Source organism: Stappia sp. (assembly GCF_048268045.1).
Lineage (GTDB): Bacteria > Pseudomonadota > Alphaproteobacteria > Rhizobiales > Stappiaceae > Stappia.
Map to the genome: position 1 here is coordinate 250,600 of NZ_JBLWWG010000003.1, position 13,722 is coordinate 264,321.

The window sequence follows — 13,722 nt, forward strand, 5'->3', positions numbered from 1 at the left end:
ACGGGATGCGCGGCGGCCTTCCCACTTGGAAAGGGCAACACATGGCCACCACTATCGTCACGGATGAATCCTTCGAGCTGGACGTTCTCAAGGCCTCCGGCACGGTCGTCGTCGATTTCTGGGCAGAGTGGTGCGGTCCCTGCAAGATGATCGCCCCGGCTCTTGAGGAGATTTCCGAGGAGATGGGCGAAAGCGTCAAGATCGCCAAGCTCAACATCGACGAGAACCAGAACATGGCGGTGAAGTACGGTGTCCGCTCGATCCCGACCCTGATCCTGTTCAAGGACGGCGAGCCGGTGTCGACGCAGATCGGCGCCGCTCCGAAGAACAAGCTGGCCGACTGGATCCGGACCTCGTCCTGATACCATCGCCCGTTTCGCCGGCCGGAGCCGTCCGGCCGGGCAGAGGATAGCGCATGTTTCGTCTCGTCGATTTCGGCGGGGCGAAACACGCGCGCTTCCGGTTCGGGGGGCAGACCCCCGCAGCCAATTCCGTTTCACATGATGTTCGAGAGTTCTGACCACGATGAGTGACACGCGCAACACCGAGACCGGCATGACCGACGAGACCGCCGCCGCGGCGGCGACCGAGGCCGAGGTGACGACCGAAGGTGCGGAGGATCCGACCGAGACGCTGCGCGCGGAAAACGCCGAGCTGAAGGACCGGATGCTGCGCACCATGGCGGAGATGGAGAACCTCCGTCGCCGCACGGAAAAGGAAATCGGTGACAGCCGCACCTATGCGGTTTCCGGTTTCGCCCGCGACATGCTCGGCGTCAGCGACAATCTGCGTCGCGCGCTGGATGCGGTGTCCGATGAGGTGCGCTCCGCCGCCGACGAGGCCATGCGCGCCCTGATCGAGGGCGTCGAGATGACCGAGCGCGACTTTCTCAACCAGCTCGAGAAGCACGGCGTGAAGAAGATCGATCCGGCCGGCGAGAAGTTCGATCCGAACTTCCATCAGGCGATGTTCGAGGTGCCGAACCCGGACGTCCCCAACAACACGGTCGTTCAGGTGATGCAGGCCGGCTACAAGATCGGCGAGCGGGTGCTGCGTCCGGCCATGGTCGGCGTTTCCAAGGGCGGCCCGAAGGACAAGAAGCCGGATGCGGCGCAGGGCACCCCCGGAGCGACGGTCGACAGGACCGCCTGAGGACCCACGCATACGGCGGGAGGCCTCGGCGAGGCCTCGCCGGACAGCTCCCGGGACAGATGATGGCAAGGGCCGGCTAGCGCATGTGCGCGCCGGCCCTTTTTCGGTTGAACCGTCTCAGACCCGGGGAACGGCGATGGCGACAATGCTCCAGTTTCTGGACTTCCTCGGCGTGGCGGTCTTTGCCGTCACCGGCGCCATCGTGGCATCGCGGCTGAAGCTTGACCCGCTGGCCTTCGTCTTCTTCGCCGTCTTTACCGGTGTTGGCGGCGGCACCTTGCGCGATCTGCTGCTCGGGGCACCCGTCTTCTGGGTGGAAAACCAGATCTATGTGATTGTCTGCATCGCGATCGGTGCTGCCATGTGGGGTCTCGCGTCTCTCTTCGAGCGTCTGAGCAAGCCCCTGCGATGGGCCGATGCACTGGGGCTTGCGGCCTATTCGGTCATGGGCGCAGCCAAGGCGCTGAGCCTTGGACATTCCTCCGTCGTGGCGGTTCTGATGGGCGTGGCGACGGCAACCTTCGGCGGCATCGTGCGCGACGTGATCGCCGGGCTCCCTTCTGCTTTTCTCAAGCAGGAAATCTACATCACCGCCGCCTTCGCCGGAGCGATGGCCTATGTCGCGCTGACGCTTGCCGGCGTCCCGGCCTGGCCTGCGGCCTTTGGTGGCGGCGCGGCGGCGCTTCTCCTGCGCGGCGGCGCGATCCACTTCGGCTGGTCGCTTCCGACCTACAATCCGCCGGAAGATCACGCGCCCTGAAGGCAGTGGCTCCCTGGCCGCCCCATGTGGGGCGTCAGGGTCGGGCGTCATGGTCGGGCGTCAGGCCGCGTTGCGCGAGCCCGGTGCCGGCAGGGACGCCGAGCTCGAAGCTTCAGGCTGACTGGCGATCTTGAGACGATCAGCCTCTTCGTGCCAGCGGTTGGCCTCGCGGCGCTTGACGCGTGCCTCCTTGCGCCACTTGCCCTGGCGGGCCCAGGACGCCACACCGCCGATGAAAACCCCGAAGGCGACGCCGGCGAACAGGAACCAGAACAGCGGCGCGGTGATGCTGATGGCGGGATCGGCATTGGCGAAGGGATCGAGCGACAACGTGACCACGTGCCGGTTCGCCACGGCAAGTGCGACGAGCACGATCGCAATCGGCACGAGCACGAGATTTTTCAAAAAGCGGGTCACGGTGTTCTCTCCGATTTTGGTCCTGGCTGGCGCCGGAACCGGCAGCGCACAGAGTGTGCGACTGCGGACGTTGGACGGGCGCATGGCATCGCGGCTCTGGCTTGAGACGCCGCAGTAGGCGACGGCTTCACCGAGCGTCGGTGGCAACCGTACCCTGCCTTCTCCCGCAAGGTCGTGGCGTTTCCGGGGCAAGGCCCGGAAGCGGGGTCCGCTGACGCCCTTGGCTGGCGCTCAGCAGGCTCCCCGGCGGCTCAGTCGTCTTCGCCGTGGTCCTCGCCGTCGTTCAGGCGTTCGCGCATCTCCTTGCCGGTCTTGAAGAACGGCACGAATTTTTCCTCGACCTCGACCTTTTGTCCGGTGCGCGGATTGCGTCCGGTTCGGGCCGGGCGGTTCTTGACGGAGAAAGCTCCGAAGCCCCGCAGCTCGACGCGATTGCCGTGACGCAGGGCATTGGTGACCTCGTCAAGAATGGCATTGACGATGTTCTCGACATCGCGCTGATAGAGATGCGGATTTTGCTCGGCAATCCGCTGCACCAATTCTGACTTGATCATTCGCGCCCCCCTGACCCACCGTCTGCGTCCGCCGCGCCCTGAGCGTGCCAAACCGATACGAGACCGTCAAGCGCGACGCCCTCCGCAAAAAGTTCACCAGCCCTGCCCAACGTCCCTGAAATTTCGCTTGCGATGCCGGATCCGAAGGCATGCGCCATGCGCGAGAAGAACGGAAGACCGCTGCCGGTCTCGCCGCCTACCTTCCAGGTCACCACCGGCAGATCCTTCGGCAGGTCGTGGGTTTCGGCAAGCCAGGCTGCTGCTTCCTTCTCGCCGCCGATGGCGTCGACGAGGCCGGAGGACATGGCGCGTTCGCCGGAATAGATGCCGCCCTGGGCGACGGCGCGCACCGCGTCCTCGCTCATCTTGCGGCGCTCGGCGACGCGGGAGACGAACCACGCATAGCTGTCGTCGATGACCGCCTGCAGGTTCTGGCGCACGGCTTCCGGCGTCTTGTCGAAGAAGTTCGGCTCGGCCTTCAGTGGGCCCGACCGCACCACGTTCATTTCCACGCCGACGGTGTCGAGCAGGCCCTTGATGTTGCCGTACTGGATGTAGACGCCGATCGACCCTGCAAGCGAGGTGGAGCGCGCGTAGATGCGGTCGGCGGCGATGGCCGCCATGTAGGCGGCCGATGCGCCAAGCGTGCCGATGGTCGCGACCACGGGCTTTTCTTCCGCGAGCCTGCGCAGGCCGAGGTAGAGCGCCTCGCCACCGACGGTCGATCCTCCGGGCGAGTTGATGTCCAGGATCACGGCCTTGACGCGCGGGCTCTTGGCGATGTCCTCGAGAAGCTTGAGCCGCGCCCGGTCGTCGATGATGACGCCGCTGATCTCGACGCGGGCGATATGGTCCGAGCGCCGGCCGGCGGGGTCGAGAAGGCCGCCCCAGTGGATTGCCCCGGCCAGGGCTACGGCGAGGACGACGAAGGCGGCAACGCGCCAGAATACGACTTTCCGGCGTAGCCGCCGTCGGTCGATGATGGCATCTGCATCAAGGGCCATTCGTCTCAACCTTTCCAATGCTCTGTACGGCTTGCCCTATGGCTACATGGGTGAAGGGGTCTTGAAAAGCCCGATCTTTTTCCGTGCGCCCTGGCGGAGTGCCCCAGCGGGATGTTTCAGGGGTCCAAACGAAAAGACCCCGGCCGTTGGCCGGGGTCCTGTTGGCGACCGTCAGGAGACGGTCGCCGGTCTTTTCGACTTGGCTCAGTCGTCCGTGTCGCGGGCCTTGAGGGCCGCGGCAAGGATGTCGCCGAGCGACGCGCCGGAGTCCGAAGAACCGTACTGCGCCACTGCTTCCTTCTCCTCGGCGATTTCCAGCGCCTTGATGGAGGCCGAAACGCGGCGGGTCTTCTTGTCGAACTGCGTGATGCGGGCGTCGAACTTCTCGCCAACGGCGAAACGCTCGGGACGCTGGTCCGCACGGTCGCGCGCCAGATCGGCGCGACGGACGAAGGTGGTCAGGTCGCTGTCGGCGATCTTCGCCTCCAGACCGCCGTCCTTCACCTCGACGACCTCACAGGTGACGATGGCGCCCTTGCGGATCTCACCGGCCGCAGCAGTGTCGAACGGATCGCCGCCGAGCTGCTTGATGCCGAGCGAAATACGCTCCTTCTCCATGTCGACGTCGAGCACGACAGCGCGAACAACGTCGCCCTTCTTGTACTCTTCGATGACCTGCTCGCCCGGACGGTTCCAGTCGAGGTCGGAGAGGTGGACCATGCCGTCGACGTCGCCCTCGAGACCGATGAACAGACCGAACTCGGTCTTGTTCTTGACCTCGCCCTCGACCTCGGTGCCGGACGGGAACTTCTCGGCGAAGGCCTCCCACGGGTTCTGCAGGGTCTGCTTGAGACCGAGCGAGATGCGGCGCTTGACCGGATCGACTTCCAGGATCATCACGTCGACCTCCTGGGAGGTGGACACGATCTTGCCCGGATGGACGTTCTTCTTGGTCCAGGACATCTCGGAGACGTGGATCAGGCCTTCGATGCCCGGCTCCAGCTCGACGAACGCACCGTAGTCGGTGATGTTCGTGACGCGGCCCGTGAACTTGGCGTTGACCGGGTACTTGGCCTCGATGCCATCCCACGGATCCGCCTCGAGCTGCTTCATGCCGAGCGAGATGCGGTGCGTCTCCTGGTTGACGCGGATGATCTGCACCTTGACGGTCTGGCCGATCGAGAGAACCTCGCTCGGATGGTTGATGCGGCGCCACGCGATGTCGGTGACGTGCAGCAGACCATCGATGCCGCCGAGGTCGACGAACGCACCGTAATCGGTGATGTTCTTGACCACGCCTTCCATGACCTGGCCTTCCTCGAGGCTCTGGACCAGCTCCGAGCGCTGCTCGGCACGGGTTTCCTCGAGGACGACGCGGCGCGACACGACGATGTTGCCGCGGCGCTTGTCCATCTTCAGGATCTGGAACGGCTGCGGCGTGTGCATCAGCGGAGCGACGTCGCGCACCGGACGGATGTCGACCTGCGAGCGCGGCAGGAACGCCACGGCGCCGTCGAGATCGACGGTGAAGCCGCCCTTGACCTGGTTGAAGATCTGGCCGGTGACCTTCTCGTTCGCCTCGAAGGCGACCTCGAGACGGATCCAGCTCTCTTCGCGACGAGCCTTGTCGCGCGACAGGACGGCTTCACCGAGCGCATTCTCGACGCGCTCCAGATAAACCTCGACCGTGTCGCCGACGGACACGCCGGCATCGTCGCCGTCGCGTCCCTTGATGCCAAATTCCTTGAGCGCGATGCGGCCTTCGACCTTGAGGCCGACGTCGATCACCGCGAGATCCTTCTCGATGGCGATCACCTTGCCGGTGACAACGGAGCCCTCATAGAGCTCCTGCTCCTGGAAGCTCTCCTCCAGAAGGGCAGCAAATTCATCGCGAGTGGGGTTCAAACTGTTCATCGAAACTCCTGGCAGCCTTTATCGGCTCGTCGCCGGCTGGTTGGTGTTGCTCTCCACGATCCGTTCGTCCGGCAATCTCCCACCCGAAGGGGACATTGCGACCGTCGTGTCTTTCGTGCCCTGAAGGGAGCGAAGGACCGGACGGGCCGGCGAAGCGGAAGAAACGAACCGCGCGTTGTCGATCAAGTGCGTGGGCCCGCTAGACCTGGCGCCACCCTGCCCGGTCGCCGGCGAATTGCCGCTGCGGGAAGTCGATGCCAGCAAGTAAGCATCCGCGTCCGACGCAAGCGGGGAAACAGGCCCGCGTACGCGCAAGCGCGCGATCAGCTTACGGAAAAAGCGCCGAAATCGTGTCCGCTACCTTGCGCACACGCTATCGACGATATCCACAGCCGCCTTGAACGCCGTTTCTATATCCATTTCCGAGGTGTCGAGCAAGTGCGCATCGTCAGCTTGTTTCAGCGGTGCGACGGTGCGGCCCGCGTCGCGCGCGTCGCGGCGCTCCAGGTCCGCGAGCACTTCGGCGAAATCGGCCTCCTTGCCCTTCGACAGCATTTCCTCGGTGCGGCGGCGCGCGCGCACCTCGGCCGAGGCCGTGGCATAGAGTTTGACGTCGGCATCGGGGCACACGACGGTGCCAATGTCGCGTCCGTCGAGCACCGCGCCCGGCGGCTCGTCGGCGAAGCTGCGCTGTAGCCGCACGAGCTCCTCGCGAAGCGCCGGAAGCACCGCAATCCGCGACGCCGCCTCGCCGATCTCATGCGCGGCGAGCACGTCCCGGTCGAGCTTCGACAGGTCGAGATTGCGCGCCGTCGCGACCGCGATGGCCTCGTCGCCAAGCGGCAGGCCGCGCGCCAGCAACGCCGCGGCGACGGCGCGAAAGGTAAGGCCGGTGTCGAGGTGGTGCAGCCCGTAGTGCTGCGCCAGCCGGCGCGCGAGCGTACCCTTGCCGGAGGCCGCCGGACCGTCGATTGCAATGATCATGCGGCGCGCTCCCCGGCCTGGGAAATCTCGCCGCCGAGGGTGGCGAACAGGTCGCAGAAGCTCGGGAAGCTGGTCGCGATGACAGCGCCGTCGTCGACGCTCACCGGCCGGTCGGCGGCAAGGCCGAGCACCAGGAAGCTCATGGCGATGCGGTGGTCGAGATGCGTCTCCACGGTGCCGCCGCCGGTCGTGCCGGTGCGGCCCGTGACCGATAGCGAGGACTCGCGCTCCGTGCACTCGATGCCGTTGGCGCGCAGGCCGGCCGCGACGGCGGCAAGCCGATCGGACTCCTTGACGCGCAGTTCCTCCAGCCCCTCCATCACGGTGGTGCCCTCGGCGAAGGCGGCCGCGACGGCGAGAACCGGATATTCGTCGATCATCGAGGGCGCGCGCTCCGGCGGGACGACGACGCCCTTCAGCCGGGAATGGCGGGCGCGAACGTCGCCCAGCCGCTCGCCACCGGTCTCGCGGATATTCTCGATGACGAGATCGGCGCCCATCTCCTGCAGTGTCGTCAACAGGCCGGTGCGGTTCTCGTTGAGCAGCACGTTCTCGACGGTGACATCCGACCCCTCGACGATCAGCGCCGCGACGAGGGGGAACGCGGCCGACGACGGATCCGCCGGGATGACCACGTCCTGGGGCTTCAGCTCCGGCTGACCGACAAGCGAGATGATGCGTCCGCCCGCCTCGTCGATCTCCACGGAAATGTCGGCGCCGAAACCGGCCAGCATCCGCTCGGTGTGGTCGCGGGTGGCGATGGGTTCGACGACGACAGTGCGGCCCGGCGCGTTCAGCCCGGCAAGCAGCACCGCCGACTTGACCTGCGCCGAAGGCACGGGCACCCGGTAGTGGATCGGGGCGGCGGTCTGGGGACCGCGCACCGACAATGGCAGGCGGTCACCGGAACGGGCCACCACCTGCGCGCCCATCTGGCGCAGCGGGTCGAGCACACGTCCCATCGGCCGCTTCGACAGCGACGCATCGCCGACGAAGGTCGCGGCGATGGGGTGCGATCCGGCGAGGCCGAGCGCCAGGCGCACTCCGGTTCCCGCATTGCCGTAGTCGATCACCGTCTCCGGCTCGAGCAGGCTGCCGAGGCCGACGCCGTCGACCCACCAGCTTCCGTCGTCCTGGCGCGCGACGCTGGCGCCAAAGGCGCGCATCGCCCCGGCTGTGTTCAGCACGTCCTCGGATTCGAGCAGGCCGGAGACCCGCGTGCGGCCAATGGCGAGCGCGCCGAACATCAGCGCGCGGTGGGAAATCGACTTGTCGCCGGGCACCGTGACCCGGCCCTTGAGCGCAGTGCCCGCGCGGGCCGTGAAAGGTGTCGCGGAAGACGAATGGGACATGTTCAGTTCCGAAGCGTGAGAGCCCAGTGTTGCATCGCCCGTCGTATCATGCTGGAAACGATCCGTCACCGTGAAGCCGCAAGGGCGCGCCGGCCGGCGCGTGCGCCGGTTTTCGGCGCTCGCGGGGGGCGAGGAATGCGACATGTGCCGGTGGTGGTGATACGTTTGCAGAGACGGGCCGTATTTGGCTTTGACAGAAGCTCGGTCAGCCTATATGCGAACGCCCGATTATGAGAAACCCGGATAGTCGAAACAAGGGTCGAAACCGTGGCGAAACCCGAACTTGGCACTAAGCGGCTGTGCGGCGGTTGTGGTGCCAAATACTACGATCTGAACCGCGATCCGATCACCTGCCCGAAGTGTGGTGCGGTGTTTGTCGTCGCTCAGGCAACGCGCATCCAGAAGGCCGCCAAGGCGGCCGCTGTCGTGCCGGATGACGATGAGGACGATGAGGTCGAGGACAGCGGCGCTGAAGTCGTGAGCCTCGAGGAAGCGGACGCGGAGAACGGCGCCGATGCGCCCGGGATCGACGACGACGATGTCGACGACGATCTGGCGGACGATGACAGCACCGATGACGTGTTCATCGACGACGAAGACGAGGACGAGGAAAACGTTCCCGGCATCGTCGTGGAGCGCGACGACGAGGACACCGACCGCTGAGGCGGTGTCCTGCTTCCCGGAAAGAGAGTTGTCCACAGAGCGGGCGGCGGCTTTTCGGGGAGTTTGAGTGAGGCGGATTATTCCGCTTGACTTGAGGGGCGGAAGACGTATTTTCCGCCCGCATCGGCCGGGGCAATCCCAATGCCCCGCCGAACGAACCGAAGCTCGAAACCACAAGGTGGAGGCTTCGTTCAAGTCTGGAAGACGGGGCCGTAGCTCAGTTGGGAGAGCGCTTGAATGGCATTCAAGAGGTCAGGGGTTCGATTCCCCTCGGCTCCACCAGTCTTCCTTCCGGAACTGCATTTCCCTGAAAACAGCTTTGCCGGATAAAGGCCTCGCGCGGTGCACGAGGGCCCCGACCGTGTGATCGGGCACCGAAAGCCCGCGTCTCTCGGCGTGGCCGCCCGAGCGGGCCTTGCGGGTCAGCGTTCTGCCTTGCGTCTTCTCCCCCGCGCATTCGTTCCTGCTGCTTCGCGCAAGAGGCCTTGGCCTTCAGCCGGCTGCGTCGGCCGTCCTGGTGAAGAGCGACAGATTCGCATCTCCCCATGACTTCAACGCCAGCAGCACCGGGCTCAGCCCGTGCCCCCGTTCTGTGAGGCTGTACTCCACCTTCGGCGGCACCTGCGGATAGATCTCCCGGTGCAGCAACCCGTCTTCCTCAAGCTCGCGCAACTGGTTTGTCAGCATGCGCTGGGTGACGCCTGGAATGCGTCGGCGCAGCTCGTTGAAGCGCAGCGTGCCCTCGTTGAGCAGGTGCCACAGAATCACGCATTTCCATTTTCCGTCGATCAGGCTGACGGCCGCTTCCACCGAGCAGCCGGGGCTGCAGTCGAAGCGTGAATGGCGAGCCTTGGCCATTTTACGGTATCCTTTTCGACACTAGAGGCGATGCTTGTGCGTATTATCCTTTTCGATACGTAGTGTACATGAGGTCCGAGGCAAACACTCACGTTGGAGCCAAGGACATGAAAGCTGTCGGCTACAGAACTCCCGGCGCGATCGAGCGGACGGATTCTCTTCTCGATCTCGAACTGCCGCGACCGGAGGCGAGCGGGCATGACCTGCTGGTCGAGGTTCGGGCGGTGTCGGTCAATCCCGTCGACTACAAGATCCGTCGCGGCGCGATACCGCCCGAAGGGGAGGCGCGCATTCTTGGCTGGGATGCGGTCGGCACCGTCGTTGCTGTCGGGGACAAGGCCCAGGGCTTTGCGCCCGGCGATCGGGTCTACTACGCGGGTGCGTTGAACCGGCCCGGCACAAACAGCGAGTATCATCTGGTCGATGCCCGCCTTGCCGCCGTTGCCCCGCGCAAGCTGAGTGATGGCGAGGCCGCCGCCCTGCCGCTGACCTCGATCACCGCCTGGGAGATGCTGTTCGAGCGGCTCGACGTGGCCAGGCCGGTTCCGGGCGCGGCCAATGCCGTGCTGATCGTCGGTGGCGCCGGCGGGGTCGGCTCCATCGCCATCCAGCTTCTGCGGGCACGCACCGACCTGACGGTGATCGCGACGGCCTCGCGGCCCGAAACCCGCGACTGGTGCCTGTCGCTTGGCGCGCATCACGTCATCGACCACGGCAAGCCGCTGGCCGCGCAGGTCGAGGCGCTCCAACTGGGCGCGCCGGGGATTGTTTTCTCCACCACCGAGACTTGCCGCCATCTCGATGAGATCGTCGCGCTGATCGCGCCGCAGGGTCGTTTCGGGCTGATCGACGATCCAGAGAACCTGACGGTCAACGGGTTCAAGGGAAAGTCCGTCTCAATCCACTGGGAGTTCATGTTCACGCGCTCCCTTCACGCCACGCCCGACATGGATCGTCAGGGCGCGTTGCTGGCGGATGTGGCCGCGCTGGTCGACGCCGGGGCGATTCGCAGCACGCTGAGCGAAACGATGGGCCCGATCAGCGCCACCAACCTGAAGCGGGCACATGCGTTGCTCGAAAGCGGCAAGGCGCGGGGAAAGATTGTGCTCGAGGGGTTCTGAGCCCGGTCGACACCGGGAAGGCGCAGGGCGCACCGGTCAGCGCAGCGGACCTCTTGGGCTGATTTGAATCGATTCGCCCCGCGGCCTACCGCACGACGCGGAACGAGGGTATCGAGGTGCCGGGACCCCGTTTGAATTCAAGGGAGAGGAAACATGAAAGCAGGCTGGTATTCGCGAAACGGCTCGGCCGCCGAGGTGCTGGAAGTCGGGACGCTTCCCGACCCCGCGCCCGGACCCGGCGAAGTCCGCGTCCGGCTCAAGACATCCGGTGTCAATCCGTCGGACGTGAAGTCCCGCGCCGGCCGGCCGCTCACCGCGGCCCGCGTCACGCCCCACAGCGACGGCGCGGGCGTCATCGATGCGGTGGGCGAGGGGGTTGCTCCCGCGCGCGTCGGCGAGCGTGTGTGGATCTGGAACGGCGCCTGGAAGCGACCGGCCGGCACGGCGGCGCAGTTTATCGTGCTGCCGCAGGCGCAGGCGGTCCTGCTGCCGGAGGCAACCACCTTCGAGGAGGGCGCCTGTCTGGGTATTCCCGCCCTGACCGCGCTTCATGCGGTGACCGGCGGCGGATCCATCCTGGGTGCGACCGTGCTGGTGCAGGGCGGCGCCGGGGCGGTTGGCGCCTATGCCATCCAGTTCGCCCGCCTCTATGGGGCGGGGACGGTGATCGCCACGGCAAGCTCCGAGGAAAAGGCCGGCATCTGCCGCGATCTCGGCGCTGATGTTGTCATCGACTACCGCAAGGAGGATGTCGCCGCACGGGTCGCGGAGATCACCGGCGGTCGCGGCGCGGATCTTGTCGTCGAGGTGGATGCGGCGGCGAATGTTGGCACGCTTGCTCAGATCATTGCCCAGGATGGCAGCTATGCCGTCTATGGCTCGGGATCCCCGCAGGTCGCGTTTGACTTCATGCCGATGATCACCAAGGGCGTGACGGTGCGCTTCTTCATTGTCTACGAACTTGCTGGCCCCTTGCGCGAGAGGCTCGTGTCGGCCCTCAACGCCCATCTCGCGGCAGGCCACCTGCGCCATGCCGTTGCCCGGACCTATGCGCTCGACGAGATCGTCGCGGCGCATGAGGCGGTCGAAAGCGGCAAGGTGATCGGCAACGTGGTTCTGTCCATCGGCTGAGGCGCGTGTCGGCCGGAGGGCATCGCCTGGCCGGCGGTCCACTGTTTCAATGAAAAAGCCGGACGCTCGCGCGTCCGGCTTTTGTTTTGGTTGCGATGTTTGCGGTCGACCCGCGCGAGCCTGTCTCAGGCGGCGCGCACGGTCGTCAGGAACTCGCTCATGGCACGCTGCATCGTGCCGGAGCGGTCGAGCAGCTGGTGGATCGCTTCCTGCATCTCCGTGCTGAGCTCGCCCGTCTTGGTGGCCTGATCGCTGACATCGGTGATCGAGCTGCTGACGCTGCGCGTTCCCTGAGCGGCTTCGGCGACATTGCGGGCGATCTCCGTGGTTGCGGCGTTCTGCTGCTCCGTCGCCGCCGCCATGGCGGAGGTGCGCTGGTGGATGGCGTTCACCATCTCCGCGACGGATCCGGTCGCCAGGATCGATTCGTCGGCCGCATCTCGCATCTCGGAAATCTGCAGATCGATTTCCTCGGTCGCCTTCGCGGTCTGCTCGGCAAGCGCCTTCACCTCCGAGGCGACAACCGCGAAGCCCCGGCCGGCATCGCCGGCGCGCGCGGCCTCGATGGTCGCGTTGAGCGCCAGCAGGTTGGTCTGTTCGGCGATGGCGGTGATCAGCTTGGTCACGTCGCCAATCTTGCCGACGACGGCCTGAAGCCTGGCAACCGCCTGGTTGGAGCGCTGCACCTCGCCCGAGGCGTCGGTCACGGCCTGGGCGGAAGCGTGAACCTGCGTGTTGATTTCGGCGATGGAGGCGGAAAGCTCCTCCGTCGCGCTCGCCACGGTGTTGACGTTCTCCGTCGCCTGCTGCGAGGCGGAGGCCACCGACAGGGACCGATGGGTCGTGCCGTTGGCGATGTCGGAGAGGGAACCGGCCGAAAGGTTGAGCTGGTCGAGGCCGGTCGCCATCTCGCGGCTGATCGCGAGAACCGTCTCCTCGAAGCGGGCGGCGACTTCCGCCATTTCGGCGTGCCGGGCCTGCTCGCCGGCGATCCGCTGGCGCTCGCTCTCCGCCTCCAGTTCGCGGGTCCGGTTCAGGTTGTCGCGGAACACGTCGAGGGCCGAGCCGAGCTGGCCGATCTCGTCGGCGCGCTTGCCGAAGTCGACGCTCTCGCTGGTGTCGCCGGCCGCGAGCTGGCGCACCACATGCGACAGGCGGGCCAGCGGGCGTGAGATCATCGCGTAGTTGAGATAGCCAAGCAGCACCGCGAAAAGGGTGATGATGATGCAGCTGCCGAGCGCGATAACCTGTGCCGAGGACAGGGCCCCGCGCTCCACGTCAAGCAATGCGCTTTCCAGCTTCTTGAGCTCTTCGATCAGCTTCTCGTTCTCGTCGAATGTCTGCCGCAGCAGCGTCTCGCCGGTGTTGGTCAGCTCCATGGCGCGCGCCAGGTCGACTGTTTCGGGGGTACGCATCAGCTGGAACTGACGGTCAACGAAATTCGTTCGCCATGCCTCCCAGGCCTCGGTGAGGCGGGTCTCCGTGCCGGCGAGCTCGGGTGCTTCGCGCAGCAGGCTCTGGCCCAGCTTGTCGATGTCCGAGCCGATGGCGGTGGTGGCGGTCTCCACCTTCTGTACGAAATCGCGGTCGCCGGTCAGCAGGAACGTCTTGACCCAGAGCGCCTGTTCGAGGATCGCGCCGCGCAGTTCCGTCGCCTGCTTGCCAACGGCGACCAGGCGCTCGGCCTGCTCGACGGCGGAGGAAACCGTAAGGGTGCGTTGGAAGGTTGCCGCGCCGGCAAGGGCGCCAATGAGGGCAAGAAGCGCGAAGGCGATGGCGCCCTTGGCGGAAACAGAGAGTCTGGAGAGCATG

At 65.9% G+C, this 13,722-nt stretch carries 14 protein-coding genes and 1 tRNA gene; 7 read left to right on the plus strand and 8 right to left on the minus strand.

Annotated features, from left to right (window positions below):
- Positions 1–41 precede the first annotated feature (41 nt).
- From trxA to ACN0WF_RS06245, 3 genes are all read left to right on the plus strand, one after another.
- The gene (gene trxA / locus ACN0WF_RS06235; RefSeq protein ID WP_417771938.1) at positions 42–362 is read left to right on the plus strand and encodes a thioredoxin; all 321 of its coding nucleotides are present in this window, start codon (positions 42–44) and stop codon (positions 360–362) included.
- A 163-nt stretch (positions 363–525) separates the two neighbouring features.
- Complete coding sequence (gene grpE / locus ACN0WF_RS06240) at positions 526–1,152, plus strand: nucleotide exchange factor GrpE (RefSeq protein WP_417771939.1); 627 nt, start codon at positions 526–528, stop codon at positions 1,150–1,152.
- A 136-nt stretch (positions 1,153–1,288) separates the two neighbouring features.
- Positions 1,289–1,912, plus strand: coding sequence for a trimeric intracellular cation channel family protein (locus ACN0WF_RS06245; protein ID WP_417771940.1), 624 nt, complete (start codon positions 1,289–1,291; stop codon positions 1,910–1,912).
- A 60-nt stretch (positions 1,913–1,972) separates the two neighbouring features.
- On the opposite strand, the gene ACN0WF_RS06250 is transcribed toward ACN0WF_RS06245, so the two are convergent.
- The 6 genes from ACN0WF_RS06250 to aroA form a co-directional block, all read right to left on the minus strand.
- Positions 1,973–2,476, minus strand: coding sequence for a LapA family protein (locus ACN0WF_RS06250; RefSeq protein ID WP_417771941.1), 504 nt, complete (start codon positions 2,474–2,476; stop codon positions 1,973–1,975).
- A gap of 104 nt (positions 2,477–2,580) precedes the next feature.
- The gene (locus ACN0WF_RS06255) at positions 2,581–2,883 is read right to left on the minus strand and encodes an integration host factor subunit beta (protein WP_417771942.1); all 303 of its coding nucleotides are present in this window, start codon (positions 2,881–2,883) and stop codon (positions 2,581–2,583) included.
- Positions 2,880–3,887 (minus strand): signal peptide peptidase SppA, encoded by a 1,008-nt coding sequence (gene sppA, locus ACN0WF_RS06260; protein WP_417771943.1) that lies wholly within the window; start codon positions 3,885–3,887, stop codon positions 2,880–2,882. The genes ACN0WF_RS06255 and sppA overlap by 4 nt, the downstream gene beginning before the upstream one ends.
- Positions 3,888–4,091: 204 nt before the next feature.
- Positions 4,092–5,801 (minus strand): 30S ribosomal protein S1, encoded by a 1,710-nt coding sequence (rpsA, locus tag ACN0WF_RS06265; RefSeq protein ID WP_417771944.1) that lies wholly within the window; start codon positions 5,799–5,801, stop codon positions 4,092–4,094.
- Between the two features lie 357 nt (positions 5,802–6,158).
- On the minus strand, positions 6,159–6,785 hold the full coding sequence (gene cmk / locus ACN0WF_RS06270) for a (d)CMP kinase (protein ID WP_417771945.1): 627 nt from the start codon (positions 6,783–6,785) through the stop codon (positions 6,159–6,161).
- Complete coding sequence (gene aroA / locus ACN0WF_RS06275) at positions 6,782–8,137, minus strand: 3-phosphoshikimate 1-carboxyvinyltransferase (protein ID WP_417771946.1); 1,356 nt, start codon at positions 8,135–8,137, stop codon at positions 6,782–6,784. The genes cmk and aroA overlap by 4 nt, the downstream gene beginning before the upstream one ends.
- 267 nt (positions 8,138–8,404) lie before the next feature.
- Here aroA and ACN0WF_RS06280 point away from each other — a divergent pair, with 267 nt between their 5' ends.
- Together ACN0WF_RS06280 and ACN0WF_RS06285 are read left to right on the plus strand one after the other, a co-directional pair.
- Positions 8,405–8,800, plus strand: a complete 396-nt coding sequence (locus ACN0WF_RS06280) for a TIGR02300 family protein (RefSeq protein ID WP_417771947.1) — start codon at positions 8,405–8,407, stop codon at positions 8,798–8,800.
- Between the two features lie 206 nt (positions 8,801–9,006).
- A tRNA-Ala gene (locus tag ACN0WF_RS06285) sits at positions 9,007–9,082 on the plus strand.
- A gap of 210 nt (positions 9,083–9,292) precedes the next feature.
- Here ACN0WF_RS06285 and ACN0WF_RS06290 read toward each other — a convergent pair.
- On the minus strand, positions 9,293–9,658 hold the full coding sequence (locus tag ACN0WF_RS06290) for a winged helix-turn-helix transcriptional regulator (RefSeq protein ID WP_417771948.1): 366 nt from the start codon (positions 9,656–9,658) through the stop codon (positions 9,293–9,295).
- 107 nt (positions 9,659–9,765) lie between these two features.
- Between ACN0WF_RS06290 and ACN0WF_RS06295 the strand changes: the two genes are divergently transcribed.
- Together ACN0WF_RS06295 and ACN0WF_RS06300 are read left to right on the plus strand one after the other, a co-directional pair.
- Entirely contained in the window at positions 9,766–10,779 is a 1,014-nt protein-coding gene (locus tag ACN0WF_RS06295; RefSeq protein ID WP_417771949.1) for a zinc-binding alcohol dehydrogenase family protein, read from the plus strand.
- 153 nt (positions 10,780–10,932) lie between these two features.
- Positions 10,933–11,910 (plus strand): NADPH:quinone reductase, encoded by a 978-nt coding sequence (locus ACN0WF_RS06300; protein ID WP_417771950.1) that lies wholly within the window; start codon positions 10,933–10,935, stop codon positions 11,908–11,910.
- 125 nt (positions 11,911–12,035) lie between these two features.
- Here ACN0WF_RS06300 and ACN0WF_RS06305 read toward each other — a convergent pair whose 3' ends face one another.
- Entirely contained in the window at positions 12,036–13,721 is a 1,686-nt protein-coding gene (locus ACN0WF_RS06305) for a methyl-accepting chemotaxis protein (protein ID WP_417771951.1), read from the minus strand.
- Position 13,722: the final 1 nt, after the last annotated feature.